Here is a 19,517-nt window from a genome sequence, read left to right as displayed (position 1 = left end):
GCGTGCGGGACGGGCTGTTCGGTCGTGACCCCGGGCTATGCGCTCGTGGACCTGGAGTTGTTTGTTCGGGCCGGGCCGGGCCGTTCGGTCGTGGACCCTGGGCTATGCGTTCGTGGACCTGGAGTTGTTTGTTCGTGCCGGGCCGGGCCGTTCGGTCGTGGACCCTGGGCCATGCGTTCTTGGACCCCGGGCCATGCGTTCGTGAACCCGGAGTTGTTCCTTCGTGCCGGGCCGTTCGGTCGTGCGCCCGGGCTGTTCGTCCTGAGCTCCGGGCTATTCGTTCGTGAACTCCTCGACGACCGTCGCCCCCAGCTCCCGGACGATCAGCTCCTGGCCGGAGAGGGCCGACTCGTCGAGGTCTGGGTCGTCGTCCTCGGGGATGTCCTCCTCGACGGAGACGTGACGCGGCTGCGGGGCGGACGGCTGGGGGACGGAGGCGGTCGGCGCGGAGGCCGGGGTGGAGGTCGCGGCGGGAGTGGGACCGCTCGGCTGCTGGGCGGGAGCGGCCGAGGGAGCCGACGGGGACGGGGCGGAGCGCTGGGCCGTGGCCGTACCGCCGCCCGCGTTGTATCCGCCGGAGTTGTATCCGCCGCCGGAGGTCTGTCCACCACCGGCGGAATGGTGGCTGCCGGTGGTGGGGCCGCCGGAGGCGTTGTAGCCGCCACCGCCGCCGAACCCGGAGGGGCCGCCCGGCGCCGGCGGTGCCGAGCCGCCCGACGGGTCGACGATCGCCTCGATCTTCCACTGGACGTTGAACTGCTCGCCCAGCGCCTGCCGCAGCACGTCCTCGCTGCCGCTGCTGAGGAAGTTGTCCCGCGCGCCCGCGTTGACGAAGCCGAGCTGCAGGGTCGTGCCGTCGAAGCCTGCCACCTGGGCGTTCTGGCTGAGCAGGATCCAGGTGAAGCGCCGGCGGTTCTTGACCGCCTCCAGGATGTTCGGCCAGAGCATGCGGGGGTCGAGACCGCCGCCGCCCGTGGGAGCGGAACCGGAGACGGGGGCGGGGCCCGGGGTCGTCGGGGCGGGAGCCGAGGGCTGGGCCGCCGGTGGGCTGCTGGGCGCGGGGGCGCTCGTCCGCGGGGTGTTCGCCGGGGTGTTCGCCGGTGGGGTGTTCGAGGCGGGGGGGCCCGAGGCTGCCGTGGGCCAGCCGCCGGGGCGACGGCCGCCGCTTCCGGCGGAGGCGGCGGTGGGCCACGCGCCCGGGGCGGACTGGGCCGGTGCCGGCTGGGCGGATCCTGCGGGAGCGGAGGCGGCCGGGGCTTCGGCGGGGGTTCGGGCGGTGTCCGGTCCGTCGGGGGCGGAGGGCTCGCCCTGGGTGCTGGGAGCGGGAGCATGAGCCGGGGGTGTGCCCGGTGCCGACGGCGGCGTCCCCTGGCTCGCTGCCGCAGGGCCGTAGCCGGCCGCAGGGGCGGAGCCCGCCACCGGGGCGGAGCCGACCACCGGGGCGGAGCCGGTCGCGGCCGCCGTTTGGCCGCCTCCACCGGCAGCACCCCCGCCGCCGTTGCCCGGTGCTCCGGACGCACGGACCGCCGCACGGGCCGCGGCCGCGCCACCGCCCGGTGGCACCGGAGCGCCACCACCCATCTGGGCCGGAGCGGTGCCTCCCTGCGCCGGAGCGCCGCCCGCCTGAACCGCGGCGGCCGCCGCTGCCCCGTGGCCCTCCGGCCCGGGTGCGTATCCCATGGCGGGCACGCCGGCGGGACCGGCGGAGTAGTTCACACCGCGCTCGATCCGGTCGAGGCGGGCCATGACGGAGCGCTCGTCTCCGTAGGCGGCGGGGAGCAGGACTCGGGCGCAGATCAGTTCGAGCTGGAGGCGGGGCGAGTTGGCGCCGCGCATCTCGGTCAGGCCCTCGTTGACGAGGTCGGCCGCACGGCTCAGCTCGGCGGGGCCGAAGGTGCCGGCCTGGGCCTGCATGCGCTCGATCACATCGGCGGGGGCGTCGATGAGCCCCTTCTCCGCCGCGTCCGGGACGGCGGCGAGGATCACCAGGTCGCGCAGCCGCTCCAGGAGATCGGCGACGAAGCGGCGGGGGTCGTTCCCGCCCTCGATCACGTGGTCGACGACCTCGAAGGCCGCGGCTCCGTCTCCGGTGGCGAACGCCTCGACGACGGAGTCGAGGAGGGAGCCGTCGGTGTAGCCGAGCAGGGAGGTGGCCATGGCGTAGGTCACACCGTCCGCCGCGGCACCCGCGAGGAGCTGGTCCATGACGGACATGGAGTCACGTACGGACCCGCCGCCCGCCCGCACGACGAGCGGCAGCACCCCGTCCTCGACGGGGATGGTCTCCTTCTGGCAGACCTGGCCGAGGTACTCCCGCAGGGTGCCCGGGGGGACCAGCCGGAAGGGGTAGTGGTGGGTCCGGGAGCGGATCGTCCCGATGACCTTCTCGGGCTCGGTGGTCGCGAAGATGAACTTGAGATGCTCCGGCGGCTCCTCGACGACCTTGAGCAGCGCGTTGAAGCCGGCCGACGTGACCATGTGGGCCTCGTCGATGATGTAGATCTTGTACCGGCTGCGGGCCGGGCCGAAAAAGGCCTTCTCGCGCAGGTCACGGGCGTCGTCCACGCCACCGTGGGAAGCGGCGTCGATCTCGATGACGTCGATGGAACCGGGGCCGTTGCGGGCGAGGTCCTGACAGGACTGGCACTCACCGCACGGCGTGGGCGTGGGCCCCTCCTCGCAGTTCAGGCACCGGGCCAGGATCCGCGCGCTGGTCGTCTTGCCACAGCCGCGCGGCCCGCTGAACAGGTACGCGTGGTTGACCCGGTTGTTCCGCAGCGCCTGCTGCAGCGGGTCGGTGACATGCTCCTGCCCGATGACCTCGGCGAAGGTCTCGGGGCGGTAGCGGCGGTACAGAGCGAGAGACGACACGCATACGAGGTTATAGGCGCCCAGTGACATCGGGCCCGGCTCGGGCCCGGCGGGGAGATCCAGCCGGGAAGGTCCGGTCCGGGAGGTCCAGCCGGGGGAGACCCGTCGGGGAGGTTCCGTCCGGGAACGCAGACGCCCCCCACGCACCCGCCAGAGCCAACCTACCCTTGCTGCCTTCCGGCCCTGGGGGAGTTCAGTCAGATAGCGCCGCGTGAGGGGCTGCGCCAAGGTTACCTGATGTCGGGGGCGGGGAACGAGTTCGCGAGCACTCCTCTCGGTCATGTAATGTTCCCAGCGGAGGATTCGCCTAGAGGCCTAGGGCGCACGCTTGGAAAGCGTGTTGGGGGCAACCCCTCACGAGTTCGAATCTCGTATCCTCCGCCAGTGCCTCACCGGGCACGATGTCGAAGGGCCCCACCGTTCGCGGTGGGGCCCTTCGACGTTGTCCGTCTCAGTTTCCGTCTCAGTCGGTTTCCGGGAGCTCCCACAGCGCGTCGCCGACTTGCTGCGCGACCTTGCGGAGCATGGTCCCCGTCACATGCATGTAGCGGGCGCGCATCCGGGCCGCTCCCCCAGGCTCCCAACCCATGATCGAGCGATCACGACGTCCGGGACGCCGAGGATCAGCAAGACGGTAGCTGCGGTGTGGCGAGCGTCATGGAGACGGCCGTCCCGTACGCCTGCCGCCCTCAGGAGCCGCTTCCAGATGTGGAAGTCGGTGTTGGGGCTCAGCGGCCCGCCGGTCGGCGAGGCGAACACGTAGCCCTTGCCCTCCCAGTCGGCGCCGGCCACGACCCGCTCCCGCTCCTGAACTTCTTGGTGCTGCCGCAAGATCTTGATCAGCGAGTCGGGCAGGCCGATGGTGCGCCGTCCGGCGCGGGACTTGGTGGACTTGTGCTCGCGGCGGGTCTGCTGCTTCTGAGGGCAGTAGCCAGCCTTCCGACCGCAGGGATCGTCCCCACAGCCGTGGGCATACTTCGGGCGTAGACGGTTCTTGCGGATGCGGACGTATCCCGCGTCCAGGTCGGGTCTTCCCAGTGGAGCCCGAGCGCGTCTCCTTGCCGGAGGCCGAGCGCCAAGGCGACGACCCAACGCGCGCTGTTGCGGAGTTTGGCGGCCTCCACCCGGACGCTCCGAACCTCTTCAATCGTGAACGGCTCGATGTCCTCTTCTTCGAGTCTCGGGGCCTTGGCGATCTCAGCGGCATTGGTGGCGACATGCCCACGTCTTTTGGCCTCACCGAGGGCGACCCGGATCGTCCGGTGAGCGTGGTGAGCGGTGCCGGCGGAACTCCCGGCTTCCTGCATCCGCTGGTAGAAGCGCTCCAGATGTTCCGGCTCCAGGCGGTCGAGCTTGTGGGCGCCGAGGCCGGGGACCAGGTGCACGCGCACGTCAACCTCGTAGCCGTCGTACGTGTTCTCGGAGACGTACAGCTTGGCGATGTTCTCGACCCAGAGCTCAAGCCAGGCCTGGACCGTCCAGCTCTGCCCCGGCTTCCTGAGCTTTTTCTCGTCCCGCGCCCGCTCCATCTCGCGGACTGCCTTGGTCACGGCGGCCTTGGTCTTGCGCTCGATGTGACGACGGTCCGGTTTGCCGTCATCGCGGAGGCCGACCGTCACTCGTCCGTGCCATTTCCCGTCCTTGCCGAAGTAGATCGACGAGGCGCCGTTGGGCTGTCGTGTGCGCTTCTTCTCTGCCATGGCTGCCCCCTCAGGCCGCTTCGGCGGGTCGGTGGCGCAGCTTGGCCACGTAGGCGGGTACGGCGTCGGCAGGGATCCGGCGAAGCCGCCCGACCGTCACCGACTCGATCTCTCCGGCCAGCACGAGGCGGAAGCACGTCGTACGGCCGATACGGAGCCGCCGGGCCGCCTCCTCAACGGTCAGGAGGACCAAGGCAGGGTCGTGGGAACCCAGCTCAGCGGCGGTGACCTGAGCCTCAGGCATGGGTCGGTTCTCCTTCCGTTCCGGGAGCGGGGGCGATGGTTTCGGCGAGCCAGGTTTCGGCGTCGGTGAGGCCGGTTCCGGCGTAAACCCAGTGGGCGAGGACGAGGGTCGTGTTCGGTGCTTCCGAAATTTCGGAGGTGGTTGCTTGAGCGCGGCGCCATTCGGCGCGGGCGTCTCGGAGGGCGCCGAGGGTGGTGAGTAGCGGCGGGACTGGTGGAGAAGTGGCCGCGGAAGCCGAGCATGTGGGCCCAGGCGCGCAGGCGGAGGTGTTCGAGGTCCTTGCGGGAGCCGAGGAGCCAGGCGGTGCGGATCAGGCGGCGGGCATGGTCGCTGATGTCGAACTGGGCGAGCTCGGCGGCGAACTTGAGGGGCCGGTCGAGAGCTCCTGTCGCGGTCTCGGCGCCCTTCGTGGCGTACTTGGCGATGTAGGCGGCGACGGCCCGTTCGGTGAGCTCCTGGCCGTCGTTGAAGTCGGCCGAGCGGATGGTGCGGACGTCGAGTTGGCGGCCGAAGGTGAAGGTGTGGGCGCGGCCGTCGATGGTTGGGCCGTCGACGCGGACCTTGGTCGTGGCGCTGCGAATGGCGTCAGTGAGCAGCTCGGCGGTCGCCCAGGTCGGGGGCAGGGTGTCGCCGCCGCTGGGACCGTCGATGCGGATGACCGCGTGGAAGTGGACGGCTCCGCGCTTCTGGTACTCGGCGACCTTGGCGAAGGACACGCGGGCGTGCTCGCGGAACCTGCGCTGGGACAGGCCCGCGCGCTTGGCGACCTCCCGGCGCAGGTAAGTGGAGAAGCGCCGCCAGAGCGGCCCGGCATGGGCGTTCCAGAGGACAGCGGCTTCGTAGTCGTACGTGTCCGGGTCGAGCGGGGAGCCGAGTACGTCGTCGTCCTGGTCGTGGTGGGTACCGCAGCGGCAAGGGCGCCCGCTGGAGGGGCGGTTGTGAACCGGGCCGAAGCTCGGCGCGGTGAAGGTGGCGAACACGCGCGGATGGGTGGCGACGTGCTCCGGGATGCCCCTGCCGCCGCGCAGGCCGGAGGTGATCAGGTGGAAGGTGTCTCGGCGGTAGACCTCGGCGCAGGCCGTGCAGCGGGTCGTACGGCGGTTGTTGCAGCGGACGAGGAGCTGGCCGGCCGGGAGGGACGAGGAGTCGAGGTGCTGGAGGACGCGGCCGATCTCTCCGGTCCGCGTGTCGACGTCGTACTCGGTGCGATGGCCGTCGAGGCGGATCGGGTGGGTGCAGCGTCCAGGTCGTTCGTACGGTGGCGCGCTCCACCTGGACGCCAGGAACCACGCCCGCTCCACGGAGTGTGGGTCGACGGCAGACGGGATGGGAGCTGGGGAAAGGTGGACATTGAGGGTTCCGACTCGCTTTCCGGGGGGCGTCGTCCGAGCCCTGAAGTTGGCCGCCTTTGGCCAACATAAGCCGCCGTCACAATGCCCCGGCCCTTCGCCCCAGGCATTGTGACTTGTTACAGCAGAATGCGGCATGCCGCAGAACAACGCTCGTCACGGCGGACTCATACGGCGTGCAAGCTTCCGGCCCCATCGCTGGCTGGGCGCTTCGATGTAACGGTAAGTCAGTATGCACAGCGGCAACAGCACAACGTAGAATGTCACTTCGAGCACAAGATTATCCTGCGGCCACCGACCGACTGTGCCATCGCTCACCGCCAGCAGCACTGGATGCACGAGGTAGACCGAGTAACTGATCGTTCCCAGTCCCACCAGCCAGCCTGGTAGCTGTCGACGACGCAACGCCAGTCCGACCCCGAAGGTAAGCATGGCAAGCAGGAACGCAACGATCCAGCCTCGCCGTGTGAAATTGTTTCCGTCGCCGTGCCAGTATGCGCTCGCCACGGCGCAGGCCACTACCACGATGGCTGTGCAGGCTGCGTACCGCCAGGTGCTCTGACCATGCTCGGCCCGGTAAACGGCGGTGCCGAGGAACATCACGGCGAGGATAACCATGCCCTCCCATATAGGGACCGTACCGTTGAGAGGGACCAAGACGAGCGCCACCACCCCACCCAATAGGCCTCCGAACACGCGGAGCACAGGTGCCGTGGCGCTCGCGCAGCAGATGCTGACCACCATGGCGATCGAGGCGAGTGCGATGAGCGGGCCGGTGCCGATCACGCCCGAGAGGGCGGATTCCGGCAACGAAACCCCCACTGTCACGCTCACAGCGGCGAGCATCGCCAAAGTCGCGGCAACCGCCGCCGACCGTTTGTGCAGGCGGACCGTGAAAAGAGCGACGACCAGTAAATAGAAGGCCATCTCATACGAAAGCGTCCACAGGACGAGAAGAAGATTAGGCGTCCCCAACAGCTCCTGGAGCAGGGTGACATGGGCGACGGCGACCGTAGCAACACTCTGCCCATCGAAGTCGCGAATGTGTGCAAACCCCAGCAGGCCAGCGGCAAGGACCGCGGTTACGACAGCCGTCCACAGCGGGTAGATGCGAAGCACCCGTCCAATCCAGAACGTCCGGATGCAGCCCCGACGTTCCAATGACGCGGGGATGATGTAGCCGCTCACGAGAAAGAACACCATGATGCCGTACCGGCTGGTGTTGAACTCCGGCATGAGCTCCTTCCGGAACTCCGCCAGGAACGAGTACGACGAGTGGTCAAAAACCACGACGAGTGCCGCGAGACCACGCAACGCGTCCAGCCAGCCCATCCGTAACGGACCGACTGGCACCGCAGATGACTTTGTTGGCGCCGAGGGTAGCCGCTCAAGCGGCCGAGGGACGGAAAGTGGGGGCTCCATACCCATTCTCACGTGCCCTTCGTCGTCGGTGTTCAACTGCACACCAACCATGGGTTGGCAGGTCTCGGATAGCAGCAGTCGCACTGGTGAGGCCGCCCCTGAGCGGCGCACTCCTAGTGCGACGCGGGGGATTATACGTACGACTATTCTGCTAGTACTGACCTGCCGTGGCATCGCGTGCGGAAGATCCGCCCGGAGCGCAGTGCGTCCCAGACGGACAGGGTCCGGGACGCACTGACAGCAGATGTGACGGGAACTGCCCAGCTTGGCGAGAGAAACCGGAACGCAGGCGACGTGCGCGCAGGCCGGAATCTTCCATGACCGCTCAGTGATTACACGGACACAGTGGTCCACTTCTGGTTGGCCGACCCGTCGCAGGGGAACTGGGCAGCCTGAGCGCCATTAGCCTCACTTGCGCCTGAAATTCCCAGGCACAGGCCACTCTTGCGGTTCTTCAATGAAAACCAATCCCCGTACCAGATCTTCGTCCAGTCCTGGTTCGCGTCACTGGATGGATTCGCCGTAATAGCCGCCGCGCCGGACGAGGTGCTAGCACCGTCGATACCGAGATTCTTCTTCGACTCCCAGTTCTCCCAGCCATAGAGGGTGCCACCTGTATTCAGGATGGTTTCCCAAAACTGCAGGAAATTGTCGTTCTTGGACTGCTGGACAACTCTGGCGCCGTTGGCAGAACTCACGGCCTGCAGGTACTTTCCAGAATTGTAGTTCTTGAGCCGAACAGTGGCGCCGGCCGCGGCGCTGGGCGCCTTCGGGTCGCTCTGCGGCGAAGCCTGAGCGACCGCTGGGCTGGCTACCGCGAGCAGCGCTCCGGCCAGCACGGCTGCGACGGTATTCCTACTACGGGTTGCGCGCATGAAATGAACTCCAGTTCTGCGTTTCACGTGCTACGAAGTGAGTGCTCAGCGGACCGTCGAAGGGCGCTCGAAAAAGCGCCGATCTGACGATCGCATGCCCGTCATGTCGGATTTAACGAGAATCCGTACCTGATCCCTTATGTAGCGCGATTGGTCGCGAGACGCCCAGCACCATCAGTGCCCCGCCGAAACCGCCGCGACGGCATCTCTCATACCCACCATGCGTACGCTAAGTTTCCTCACCTTTGATGATCTTGATGTTGCCCGGAGTACTCAAGCACGACCACCACAAACTTCGCTACGCGTTCGAACAAGTTGGCTGAAAGCGTTTACTCGATAGTGGGTTCGGCATGCACGTCGTGTACTAGGAATCATCACTGCCCGCTTCTCAGCCTTTGACCTGCCGTCGTGCTCTGCTCGCGGGCAGCGGGGGCGGTACGTCGGCTGGCTGACGGTGACCCCTCGCCGCCGAACGCAACGCCCCGGATCTCCCAAGCCACGCTGGGCCTTGAGGATGCGCCTCACAGCCCCGATCGCCCAGCCCCCCCCAGGGCGTGTCGTCAGGTTCTCGACGATGCGTGCGTGGGTCAGTCGTTAGCCACTGCCAATCTGGAACCGAGGCGCCACGGATAGTTCGCGCCAGCGGGTTCGACTCATAGGGCTGTAGCGCAACGGGTATGACCGCCAGCGACCGATCCACATAGAGCTACGTGGTCAGAAGGTTGCTGACATCCAGGGCTGACATCGACGCCGCCGGACGGGGCACACACCAGCGACTCCGTCCGGCCGTCGCACCAGTCGGCGGCAGTAGCCGAGCAGGCACGGATCGAACTCCTAAAGCGGGTGTCGCAGGTTCGAATCCTGCCGGAAGCACAGACAGAAGGGCCAGCTCAGGGCTGGTTCTTCAGAGTTTGAGCGGTCGTGCCACACGTGTGTGAGTAGAGTCCACACGGAGTCCACATCCCCTAGGCGCCCCCCTAGGCTAGGCCGCGCGTCGATCCGGCGCCGAGTAGAGGGGTCATCAGAACATGCTCGGACGACCAGGAGATGAGACCACCGCCGGGTGGTTGCTGACCTGTAATCCGAAGACTTTCCACCTCGAGGCGTTCCGCCGCTCCGGACGCGAGTTGGACTCGTGGCGGGTATCGCAGCTGTGGGGCGAACTGGCAGCCAACGATCCGTTCGTACTCTGGCTCTCCGGGCCGCGCGGCGGGGTGGTGGCCCGCGGCAGTCTCACCGGCCCGGCCACTGGGAAGGAAACCCGGACCCCGCGTTCTGGGCCAAGCCGCCCGCGCCCGCCTACTTCGTCCCACTGACCGTCGAACGCTGGCTGCCCACTCCCATTCCGGCCCGCGCCGTACGGACGGATCCGACGTTCGCCACCGCGACCATCGTCACCGTGCCCGGTGGACGCAACCCGCACCGGCTGTCCGCTACGCAGTGGGACCGGCTCGCGAACATGATCAACGCCATCGGCCGACACGGCCAACCGGGGCGCCAGCGTCAGCAGAGGCCGACGAGAATCACCAGATAGATCCTGGGACCGTGCCAGAACGAGCGGGGAACCACGGGGAATGACGGGGATCAGGCCGCCAGCGGGTCAGGCCCCACAGCCCCTCCACCACAGGTCAACAGGGTCACCCCCGCCGAAGTGCCCAAGCTTCCCAAGCTGAAATCATCTGCGCTAGGGACCGCTTCCCTTCTTCACAGCGCGCAACAACGTGTGCTCAATACAGTCGTATGGACTGGACTGCACCTCTGAGTGCCATAGCCGGCGCACTCGCTGGCATCGTCGCGACGTTCGTTGTGGACCGAGACCGCTGGAAGCGTGCCCAACGAGCAGACGCGCGGACCGTTCTGCGCGAAGCCTTCGTGACCTACCTCTCTCACCTGGCCCGCGCAACAGAGAGCATGCGCTTCGCCTCAGAAGCTGCCTACGAAACACCTGAAGATCGCAGGCGCGCAGTCCGTGCCGCCTTCTCAGAGTCCGGTCTGTTCGAGCAACGGTTCAGCCTGACGATGCTTGCCCCGCCTCGCGTGGTCGAGCTGGGCGTCGAAGCGTTCCGCACCGTCCGAAGTCTGCGCGATCTACTCGCGGACGGCGCGCACGTCACACATGGCACCTTCCAGACTGCACAGCACACCTACTACAAGGCCGTTCAGGCCACCGCCTCCGCCATGCGCCAAGAACTCGGCATCCCAGAATTGCCTTTCGATCCTTTGGCGCCCAGCCACGACACCCGCACTCAGCGGCACCCCTGAGCACCACTCCAGGGCGTGCCCCTGTGGGAGGAACCCGGCCTTCGGGGCAGCTCAGCGCGGCCGGGCCCCCGTCTCAGTTTCCGTCTCATTCAGCCCCGTTCACGGCCGTTCAGGCGAGACCAGGACCCGGGTACGGCTCGGAAGCAGATCGCCGATGAACGCAGGTGAACAGCCCTGTACATGGCCCGACACGACACCAACACAGTTGGAAAGCGTGTTGGGGGCAACCCCTCACGAGTTCGAATCTCGTATCCTCCGCCAGTGCCTCACCGGGCACGATGTCGAAGGGCCCCACCGTTCGCGGTGGGGCCCTTCGACGTTGTCCGGCTCGGTTTGCGTCTCAGTTGGCCTTGGCGGCTCGGGAGCGCCAGAACTCAGTGACGTCGACCAGCCGGTGGCCGTCGAGGCACCGCCCTCCGAAGACACCGCCGACCTCGCCGCGGCGGTGGACGAGGCGTGGACAGGCTGAACGACCGGCTCCGCCCACCTCTCCGGCCGCTGAACGGCGGCACGAGGGCCCGACACGCGGGACCGATCACCTGCCGTACGCCTGCTTCCAGCGCGCTCTGTGGCGGGAGTCACCCTGACCCCGGCCGTTCACCTCGGTCAGGGACAGCAGGGAGGCCCCGTTGTTCCACAGGCCGAGGTGATCTCGGTGGACGGCGAGAATGCCGTGCTGCAGGGCGAACCTCTCGCTGGGGCGGCTGAAGCGCGTGGTCGTGACGAACACGGCCAGGTCGGCCCCGAAGTGCACCTTCGCGCCCAGCAGATCGCGTAGTTCGCGGCTCGCGATCGTGCTGGTCGGCGTATAGCGCTTGCACTGGATGACCACGCTCCGGCCGTCCGGGAGGCGGCCCACGACATCGGCGCCGTTGTCGTTGGCTCCGCCCACCCGTCGGACCTCTGTGCAACCGTCCCGCCGGCACAGGGCTGCGACCAGTTCCTCGAATGCGGTACCGGTCATCACGTCCACCTCGGCCAGAGTCCGGTGCCCCGCCTTCACCGCCTCTTCCTGCCGCCAGAGACGGTCCCGGCCCCGCACGAGCCGGTCCGTGCGCCACAGCCACCAGCACGCCGCACCGACGCCGAACGCGACCAGCGCGCCGGTGACGTACGGCCACACCGTCGACCAGAACAGCACCAGCGGGATCAGCGGCAGACCAGCGCCTGCCGCCGCCACCTTCAGCCGCGCCGCCCGCCTCCTGCGGGCAGCCGCACCACGTCCACGTCCACGCCCGCCCCCATGCCCACGTCCAGCCACGTTCGACGCCCCTCCCCCCGCACGTTCGTGTACGGCAGTCTGCGCACCGCGAGGCGGCGTCAGTAGGGCGCGAGTCGGCCATGGCCGGATCGGACTCAAGGCGGGGGCGGAGGGCCGGGCTGGGCCGGGGCGGGGCGCCCTCGCTCCCGGCAGCTGCCTCAGTTGCCCGCGAGGAGTTCCAGCGTGTCGATCACTCGGTTCGAGAAGCCCCACTCGTTGTCGTACCAGGCGACCACCTTGACGTGGCGGCCGTCGACGCGGGTGAGAGCCGAGTCGAAGATCGACGAGGCCGGGTTTCCGGTGATGTCGGACGACACGAGCGGGTCTTCCGAGTACTCGAGGACGCCGGCGAGCGGGCCCTCCGCCGCGGTGCGGTACGCCGCCAGCACGTCCTCGCGCGTCACGTCGCGGGCGACGGTCGTGTTGAGCTCGACGATCGAACCCACCGGGACCGGCACGCGGATCGAGTCGCCCGACAGCTTGCCGTCGAGGTTCGGCAGCACCAGGCCGATCGCCTTGGCCGCGCCGGTCGTGGTCGGCACGATGTTGACGCCGGCGGCGCGGGCGCGGCGGGCATCGCGGTGCGGGCCGTCCTGCAGGTTCTGCTCCTGCGTGTAGGCGTGCACCGTCGTCATGAAGCCGTGCTCGATGCCCGCGAGGTCGTCGAGCACCTTGGCCAGCGGGGCGAGCGCGTTGGTCGTGCAGGAGGCGTTCGAGACGATCGTGTGCACGGCCGGGTCGTACGCGTCGGTGTTGACCCCGAACGCGAGGGTGACGTCGGCGCCGTCCGACGGCGCGCTGACGAGTACCTTCCTCGCGCCGGCGTCGAGGTGGGCGCGGGCGGCCTTGGCCGAGGTGAAGCGGCCGGTGGCCTCCAGGACGAGGTCGACGCCGAGTTCGGCCCACGGCAGCTGCGCGGGATCGCGCTCGGCCGTCACCCTGATCCGGCGGCCGTCGACGACGAGGGCGTCCCCGTCGACGGTCACCGGGCGACCGAGCCGGCCGGCCGTCGAGTCGTAGGCGAGCAGCCGGGCGAGGGTGGCGGGCTCCGTGAGGTCGTTGACGGCGACGACGTCGAGGTCGCTGTCGCGTTCGAGCAGGGCGCGCAGCACATTGCGTCCGATGCGGCCGAATCCGTTGATCGCGATGCGCGTCATGAGTGGTGTGTCCCTTCGATCTCTCCGGTTCGCCACCAGCGTCGCGTCCGGCGTCCGGGCGTGACAGCGGCGGGATCGCCAGGGTTCAAAAGGATCGCGCCAGCAGGCGCCCACCCGTGCCGCGCGACTCGGGGCTACTCGCCGCGGGCGAAGGTCTGCCGGTACTCGCTCGGTGTGGTGCCGAGGATGCGCTGGAAGTGCAGCCGAAGATTCGCGCCGGTGCCCAGACCGACGTCGGCGGCGATCTGCTCGACGCTGCGTTCCGACCGCTCCAGCAGCTCACGGGCCACGTCGATGCGGGCGCGCATGACCCACTGCATCGGCGTGTACCCCGTGTCCTCGACGAAGCGCCGCGACAACGTACGCGCCGAGACCCCCGCGTGCCGCGCGAGCCCTTCGAGGGTGAGGGGCTCGCCGAGCCGGTGCAGCGCCCACTCGCGGGTGGCGGCGAACCGCTCACCGAGCGGCTCGGGCACGCTGCGCGGCACGTACTGCGCTTGGCCGCCGCTGCGATAGGGGGCGGCGACCAGGCGCCGGGCCGCGTGGTTCGAGGCGGCGACTCCGAGGTCGCCGCGCAGGATGTGCAGGCACAGGTCGATGCCCGAGGCGGCGCCCGCCGACGTCAGCACGCTGCCCTCGTCGACGAACAGGACGTTCTCGTCGACCCGGACGAGCGGATGCTTCGCCGCGAGCGCCCGGGCGTAGTGCCAGTGCGTCGTGGCGCGTCTGCCGTCGAGCAGGCCCGTCGCGGCGAGTGCGAAGGCGCCCGTGGAGATGGCGGCGAGCCGCGTGCCCCGGGCGTGGGCCGCGATCAGCGCGTCGACGACGGACCGCGGCGGGTCGTCGCGGTCCGGGAACCGGTAGCCGGGGATGAAGACGATGTCGGCCCAGGCGAGCGCGTCCAGGCCGTGGGCGACGTAGTACGACAGGCCGTCGCCACCGGTCACCAGGCCGGGCGCCGACCCGCACACCCGCACCTCGTACGGCATGCTCGCGCGGGTCGTGAACACCTGCGCGGGGATGCCGACGTCGAGCGGCTTCGCACCGGGGAGCACGAGGACGGCGACGCGGTGCAGGCGGGAGGACGGCACCGGGACAGGGTACGAGGAGGCGCCGGGGTCCGAGCCGGCTACCGAGTCCCTGGCCGGCTACCGCCGCTGCGCTCCGCTCAGGCGGATTTCGCGGCGGACCGCTTCGTGCTCCTGGTCTTGCCGGTGCCCGTGCCGCTTCGACCTGCGCCGCTCCGGCCCGTGCCCGCGGCGACCGTCTTCCGCTTGGGCTTCTCCGCGGGTGCGTCGGTACGTGATGCCTCCGTGCGCGACGCGTCCGTGCCTGAGCGCGTCGACCGCGCAGGTGCCGTCGCCCACTTCAGCTCTATCTCCAGCTCGACCTCCCCGTCACCGATCTCCACCTCCATCTCGCTGTCGAGGTCGTCGGGGATCCGCAGGCCCAGCGTGCCGGGGCCGAGTTCCAGCTCGGCGTCCCCGCCCTCCCGCAGTGCGTCCGCGAGTGCCGTGAGCTGATCGGCGGCCTCCTGGCGTGACAGGGAGCGCTTCTGCTCGAACTTGAGGTCCTTCATGGGGCCCTCCGATAAGGCAGAAAAAGAGTGGATACGGCCATCTTCGCGTGTCGCGTGGGCTCGCGCGTCAGCCACCCGTCTCCGGGCCCCAGTGGTCGGGCCCCACCCCGCGCCAGTCGATCCACGGCACCTCCGCCACGTCCGCCGGGTCGATCTCCAGGCCTGCGCGGCGGAGGAACTCCGCGACATCGGTCACGTTGTGGGCGAGGCCGAGGATCTCGCCGTCCACGCGCACACGGCGGCCACCCGAGGGCGACGGCGGGTGCACGATCACGCGAATCGGTCCGGACATGCCTTCAGGATCATCCGGGACGTACGGTCCCGCAGGCCGGCGCGTCACCGGGGGAGCCGCTCACGCACGTCCCCCGCCGTCCTGCCCAGCTCCCGCAGCTCCCACCACGCCGCCGGGCTCGGCCGTCGCCGCTGCCAGAAGGGGTGGAAGTACACCTGTACCGACAGCCGGTACAGGCGCCGGCGCAGCTCGGTGCGGCCGGGCCGATCGGCGAGCTGCCGGTAGGTGGCACTCCACTCCCGTTGCGCCCGGACGACGTCGTCGGGAAACGTTCGCATGGCCGAATTCAAGCATGTGTTCGATTTTTTAGGCCAGTGAAGCGTCTCGCTCACATCTCGGTTCGGGCACCGGACATGGACAGCAGCAGCGCGAGCGGCACGACTGGGCGCATACTGAGGCCAATGACAAAGCCTGCTGCTCCCAAGCGTCATTTGCCTACCAGCCCCTTCAAGGCTCCGGTCGCCCCCGCTCCCAAGCACTTCGCCGTGGGTGACCAGGTCACGCACGACATGTACGGGCTCGGCCGGGTCATCGGCATCGAGGACGGGATCGCCGCGCTCGTGGACTTCGGTTCGGCGCACATGCGGATCCCGAGCCCGTACGCCAAGATGACCAAGCTGTAGGACCTCCGTGCCCGGTCGGGGCACGCCTGGCCCTGCCCTGGGCCAGTAACCGAAAAGAGACCTCTCATCGAACCGACTTCGCTGTTCTCCGCCGTGGAAGGGCAACCCAGCCGTTCCGGCGCGGCGTCGCCACCCCCGGCGACCAACCCCTTCCAGGCCCCGGACTTCGGGGAGGACGAGACCTTCCCGCTCGAGGAAGTGCCGGAGTACCCCGCCGCGACGGGGCGTCCGGCGCGCCGCAGGGCGGCTTAGTACCGGCCTGGTACCCCGTCCGCCCTGGTACCCCGTCCGCCCTGATACCCCGTCCGCCCTGGTACCCCGTCCGGCTGGCACCACCCCGCCCGGCGTGCCACCACCGCGCCCGGCCTGGCACCACCGCGGCCATCAGTCCCGCAGTGCCCGCTCGCCCGCGCGGTCCGACGTCGGCCAGACGTACGGCAGGTCGTCGGGGACACCCGGGAAGAGGGCCGTGTAGGTCGTGGGGTCCTTGCGGACCAGGGCCGAGCGGTGGCTCTCGTGGAAGGGGTCGTCGCCGAGCCAGGGCGGGAGTTCGCCCTCGGCGGCCAGTTGGTGCTGGTCGCGGATCGGGGCGTGCGGCCGGGTCGCCGCCAGGTCGGCCACGAGCGTCGCCGCGCAGGTGTCCTGGTGACCCTGCTCGCGCCAGACGCGGCAGACCTCCAGGCCGTAGCGCACCAGCGCCTCCTCGTAGCCCAGCCACATCTTCACGGCCGGATGGCGGCGCCACCCGTAGCCGGGGACGACCAGGCCGCGCAGGACCTGCAGCGCCTCGACCCGCTGCTTGCCGAGGCGGCGGCGGTCCAGGGCCAGGGCCGTGGCGCGGAAATCGGGGTAGGGCAGGAAGGTCTGCATGACGTCCTCGGCGATCCTTACCGTGCGTCGGTGCGCGTGCCGCGCCTGCCGAGGGCCAGGGCCAGGCCGATCATCGCGATGCCCAGGACGAAGTGGAGCCAGTCGTCCGCGGAGTTCAGCGGCACGAAGTTGGCGTCGCTGTCATGGCCGACGGACAGGCCGTACACCCACAGCACCAGGTAGACGGCACCGCCCACCAGCAGGTACGAGTACGCCCCGGCGGCCGTCCCGGCGAGCATCAGTCCGGCGAGACCGTAGGCCAGGTGCACGAGGTTGTGCAGGATCGAGACCTGGAACAGGCCGAACAGTTCGGCGCCCGACTCGTGGGAGGCGAACTCCAGCGAGCCGTAGTCGGTGGTGATCCCCGGGATGAAGCCCAGCACGCCGACCACGAGGAAGACGAGGCCGAGCAGCTGGGCTGCCTGCTGGACAGGGGCGCGGGCGGCCCGGTGGGACGCGGGTGGGGTCATGGCCGGTGGCTCCTCACGCGGGGGTCAGGGTCTGTTCCGCCCAGATGGTCTTGCCCGTGGCGCTCTGGCGGGTGCCCCAGCGCTCGGTCAGCTGGGCGACGAGCAGCAGGCCGCGGCCGCCCTCGTCATAGGTGCGGGCGCGCCGCAGGTGGGGCGCGGTGTTGCCGCCGTCGGAGACCTCGCAGATCAGGGTCGTGTCGTGGATCAGGCGCAGCTGGACCGGTGGCTCGGCGTGCCGGATGGCGTTGGTGACGAGTTCGCTGACGACCAGCTCGGTGACGAACACGGCGTCGGACAGCCCCCACCGTTCCATCTGCGCCACCACGTCCTTACGGGTCTGCGCGACCGCGGACGGTTCGGACGGCACCGCCCAGGTGGCGACCTGCCCCGCGTCGAGCGCCCGGGTCCGGGCGATGAGCAGGGCCACGTCGTCGGCCGGTCGCGGCGGCAGCAGGTCGGCGAGGACCGTGTCGCAGAGGGCGTCCAGCGAGGCGGCAGGCCGGCCCAGAACCTCCCGCAGCCGGCCGACGCCGGTGTCGAGGTCGCGGTCGGGGGTCTCGACGAGGCCGTTGGTGTAGAGCGCGAGCAGGCTGCCCTCGGGGACGACGACCTCGATGGACTCGTACGGCAGGCCGCCCAGGCCGAGCGGGGGCGCGGTCGGGAGCCCGACGAGTTCGACGGTGCCCTCGGGGCTCACCACGGCGGGCTGGGGATGCCCGGCCCCGGCGAAGCAGCAGTGCCGGGTCACGGGGTCGTAGACCGCGTACAGGCAGGTGGCCCCCAGGTCCCCGGCGGTCCGGGCCGAGTCCGTCGCGCGCCCCTCGGCGTCGCTCTCCTCCTCCGTGTTCAGCTTGGCGACCAGGTCGTCGAGGTGGGTCAGCAGCTCGTCGCAGGGCAGGTCGATGTCGGCCAGCGTGCGGACCGCCGTACGCAGCCGCCCCATGGTCGCCGACGCGACCAGCCCGTGGCCGACCACGTCTCCGACGACCAGCGCTACCCGCGCCCCCGAGAGCGGGATGACGTCGAACCAGTCCCCGCCGACACCGGCGTGCCCGCCCGCCGGGAGGTAGCGGGAGGCGACCTCGACGGCGGCCTGCCGGGGCAGCCGCCGTGGCAGCAGGCTGCGCTGGAGCGTGACGGCCGTGGCCCGCTCGCGGGTGTAGCGGCGGGCGTTGTCGATGCTGACCGCGGCCCGGGCCACCAGTTCCCCGGCCAGGACCAGGTCGTCGTGCCGGAAGGGTTCCTGGTTGCGGTGCCGGACGAAGAAGGCGACACCCAGGGTGGTGCCCCGGGCGGCCAGTGGCACGGTCATCACGGAGTGGATGCCGAACGCGCGGACCCGGGCCGCGCGTGCCGGGTCGCGGGCGAGCCAGGCGGTGAACGCCGGGTCGGTCGTCTCGTGCAGGGCGGGCCGTCCGGTGCGCAGGCTCTCGAAGGGCATCGAGCCCGCCGGGTAGGCGTCCACGGTGCCGGCCGGCACGACCGACTCCGGGGCGCCCGGCGTCACCGACCGCAGGGCGGCCCGGCGCAGCAGCAGCGGCCCGTCCGCCGGAACGGCCCGCACGGGCGGCTCGGACACGTCGTCCAGCGCGGCCAGCAGATCGACGCTGACGAAGTCGGCCAGGGCCGGGACGGTCACGTCCGCCAGCTCCTGGGCCGTGCGCGTCACGTCGAGCGTGCTGCCGATGCGGCGGCCGGCCTCGGCGATCAGCTGGAGGCGCTTGCGGGCCCAGAACTGCTCCGTCATGTCGTGCGCCGACAGGCAGACGCCCCGAATGGTGCCCTCGTGGTCGCGCAGCGCGGACAGGAAGACCGACCAGGCGTGCTCATGGCCTTCGCCGGGGGCGCGCAGATAGTTCTCCTCATACGCCGGCTCGCCGGTCCGCAGCACCCGGGCCATGTCGTGTTCCGCCCGCCGGCCGGCGTCGCCGTCGGAGATCTCGGACACGCGCAGGCCCCGCATCTCCTCCTCGGTGAGCGCGGTGGCGCGTTCCATGTCGGCGTTGGCCCGGCGCAGCCGCAGCCGGGTGTCGTAGATCGCCAGGGCGCAGCACGGGGACTGGGCGAAGCTCCAGGTCACCAGGGACTCGTCGAGGCCGGCCGGTGACTGGCCGGTCAGGGCGGAGACGACGAGCCAGGCGGGACCGTCGGCGCCGGGCGGCCTGTGGTGGGCGAGGATCCTGACCGTCAGCTTCCGGCCGTCGCGGTGCCGGAGCGCGACGTCGCCGTTCCAGCGGGGCAGCCCGGTGAGCGTGGGCAGGCCACCCCGGACCGGGATGGGTTCGGCCAGCAGATCCGCGGCACGGCGGCCGGTCACCTGCCCGGCCGAGTAGCCGAGGAGCCGCTCGGCGCCCGCGTTCCAGCCGGTCACGATGCCGTGCTCGTCGAGGGTGACACGGGCCGTGAGGGAGGCGCCGACGAGGGCATCGAGGGCTTCCGGTTCCGCTCCGTACGACCGGGTGGCCCGGTCGGCGGTGACGGGCTGTTCCATGATCGGTCATCTCACTCTCGGGGGAATCAGCCGTAACCCCGCATATGCACA

15 protein-coding genes, 1 tRNA gene, 1 other RNA gene and 2 pseudogenes are annotated in these 19,517 nt (G+C 69.9%); 3 read left to right on the top strand and 16 right to left on the bottom strand.

Annotation, left to right across the window (positions count from 1 at the left end):
* Positions 1–273: 273 nt before the first annotated feature.
* Together ACFY5B_RS02965 and ffs are read right to left on the bottom strand one after the other, a co-directional pair.
* Positions 274–2,871, bottom strand: a complete 2,598-nt coding sequence (locus ACFY5B_RS02965; protein WP_389963561.1) for a DNA polymerase III subunit gamma and tau — start codon at positions 2,869–2,871, stop codon at positions 274–276.
* Positions 2,872–2,998: 127 nt separating this feature from the next.
* Positions 2,999–3,095, bottom strand: an RNA gene (ffs, locus tag ACFY5B_RS02960) — signal recognition particle sRNA small type.
* A gap of 72 nt (positions 3,096–3,167) precedes the next feature.
* Here ffs and ACFY5B_RS02955 point away from each other — a divergent pair.
* Positions 3,168–3,255 (top strand) — tRNA-Ser (locus ACFY5B_RS02955).
* A gap of 79 nt (positions 3,256–3,334) precedes the next feature.
* Here ACFY5B_RS02955 and ACFY5B_RS02950 read toward each other — a convergent pair.
* From ACFY5B_RS02950 to ACFY5B_RS02930, 5 genes and pseudogenes are all read right to left on the bottom strand, one after another.
* A pseudogene (locus ACFY5B_RS02950) lies at positions 3,335–4,571 on the bottom strand (tyrosine-type recombinase/integrase).
* Between the two features lie 10 nt (positions 4,572–4,581).
* A complete protein-coding gene (locus ACFY5B_RS02945) occupies positions 4,582–4,815 on the bottom strand; it encodes an excisionase family DNA-binding protein (RefSeq protein ID WP_051185657.1) in 234 nt (77 codons plus the stop codon).
* A pseudogene (locus tag ACFY5B_RS02940) lies at positions 4,808–6,098 on the bottom strand (replication initiator). Before ACFY5B_RS02940 ends, ACFY5B_RS02945 begins: the two are co-directional and overlap by 8 nt.
* Positions 6,099–6,320: 222 nt before the next feature.
* Positions 6,321–7,496 (bottom strand): acyltransferase family protein, encoded by a 1,176-nt coding sequence (locus ACFY5B_RS02935; RefSeq protein ID WP_389963558.1) that lies wholly within the window; start codon positions 7,494–7,496, stop codon positions 6,321–6,323.
* Positions 7,497–7,918: 422 nt separating this feature from the next.
* On the bottom strand, positions 7,919–8,425 hold the full coding sequence (locus ACFY5B_RS02930; protein WP_389963555.1) for an RICIN domain-containing protein: 507 nt from the start codon (positions 8,423–8,425) through the stop codon (positions 7,919–7,921).
* A gap of 1,776 nt (positions 8,426–10,201) precedes the next feature.
* On the opposite strand from ACFY5B_RS02930, the gene ACFY5B_RS02925 reads away from it, so the two are divergent.
* Positions 10,202–10,723, top strand: a complete 522-nt coding sequence (locus ACFY5B_RS02925) for a hypothetical protein (protein WP_389963552.1) — start codon at positions 10,202–10,204, stop codon at positions 10,721–10,723.
* A 535-nt stretch (positions 10,724–11,258) separates the two neighbouring features.
* Here ACFY5B_RS02925 and ACFY5B_RS02920 read toward each other — a convergent pair.
* The 6 genes from ACFY5B_RS02920 to ACFY5B_RS02895 all read right to left on the bottom strand — a co-directional run bounded on the left by ACFY5B_RS02920 (position 11,259) and on the right by ACFY5B_RS02895 (position 15,290).
* Positions 11,259–11,903, bottom strand: a complete 645-nt coding sequence (locus ACFY5B_RS02920) for a restriction endonuclease (protein ID WP_389963549.1) — start codon at positions 11,901–11,903, stop codon at positions 11,259–11,261.
* Between the two features lie 239 nt (positions 11,904–12,142).
* A complete protein-coding gene (gene gap, locus ACFY5B_RS02915) occupies positions 12,143–13,141 on the bottom strand; it encodes a type I glyceraldehyde-3-phosphate dehydrogenase (protein ID WP_389963546.1) in 999 nt (332 codons plus the stop codon).
* Between the two features lie 134 nt (positions 13,142–13,275).
* Positions 13,276–14,232 (bottom strand): GlxA family transcriptional regulator, encoded by a 957-nt coding sequence (locus ACFY5B_RS02910; RefSeq protein ID WP_389963543.1) that lies wholly within the window; start codon positions 14,230–14,232, stop codon positions 13,276–13,278.
* Between the two features lie 77 nt (positions 14,233–14,309).
* The gene (locus tag ACFY5B_RS02905; protein ID WP_389963540.1) at positions 14,310–14,720 is read right to left on the bottom strand and encodes an amphi-Trp domain-containing protein; all 411 of its coding nucleotides are present in this window, start codon (positions 14,718–14,720) and stop codon (positions 14,310–14,312) included.
* Positions 14,721–14,787: 67 nt separating this feature from the next.
* Entirely contained in the window at positions 14,788–15,012 is a 225-nt protein-coding gene (locus tag ACFY5B_RS02900; protein WP_389963537.1) for a hypothetical protein, read from the bottom strand.
* Between the two features lie 44 nt (positions 15,013–15,056).
* A complete protein-coding gene (locus tag ACFY5B_RS02895; protein ID WP_389963534.1) occupies positions 15,057–15,290 on the bottom strand; it encodes a hypothetical protein in 234 nt (77 codons plus the stop codon).
* A 123-nt stretch (positions 15,291–15,413) separates the two neighbouring features.
* On the opposite strand from ACFY5B_RS02895, the gene ACFY5B_RS02890 reads away from it, so the two are divergent.
* Positions 15,414–15,635, top strand: a complete 222-nt coding sequence (locus tag ACFY5B_RS02890) for a hypothetical protein (protein ID WP_053670482.1) — start codon at positions 15,414–15,416, stop codon at positions 15,633–15,635.
* Between the two features lie 384 nt (positions 15,636–16,019).
* Here ACFY5B_RS02890 and ACFY5B_RS02885 read toward each other — a convergent pair whose 3' ends face one another.
* Genes ACFY5B_RS02885 through ACFY5B_RS02875 form a run of 3 tightly spaced genes read right to left on the bottom strand, consistent with a single transcriptional unit; the run spans position 16,020 to position 19,466 of the window.
* Positions 16,020–16,505: an MSMEG_6728 family protein gene (locus ACFY5B_RS02885; protein ID WP_389963531.1), complete on the bottom strand. Its 486-nt coding sequence runs from the start codon at positions 16,503–16,505 to the stop codon at positions 16,020–16,022.
* A gap of 17 nt (positions 16,506–16,522) precedes the next feature.
* Complete coding sequence (locus tag ACFY5B_RS02880) at positions 16,523–16,975, bottom strand: DUF4383 domain-containing protein (protein WP_389963528.1); 453 nt, start codon at positions 16,973–16,975, stop codon at positions 16,523–16,525.
* A gap of 13 nt (positions 16,976–16,988) precedes the next feature.
* Positions 16,989–19,466, bottom strand: a complete 2,478-nt coding sequence (locus ACFY5B_RS02875; RefSeq protein ID WP_389963525.1) for a SpoIIE family protein phosphatase — start codon at positions 19,464–19,466, stop codon at positions 16,989–16,991.
* Positions 19,467–19,517 lie beyond the last annotated feature (51 nt).

It is taken from the genome of Streptomyces sp. NPDC013187 (genome assembly GCF_042899705.1).
GTDB lineage: Bacteria > Actinomycetota > Actinomycetes > Streptomycetales > Streptomycetaceae > Streptomyces > Streptomyces hawaiiensis_A.
The sequence above is the reverse complement of the archived record's forward strand: the minus strand, read 5'-3'. Positions and strand labels throughout refer to the sequence as shown.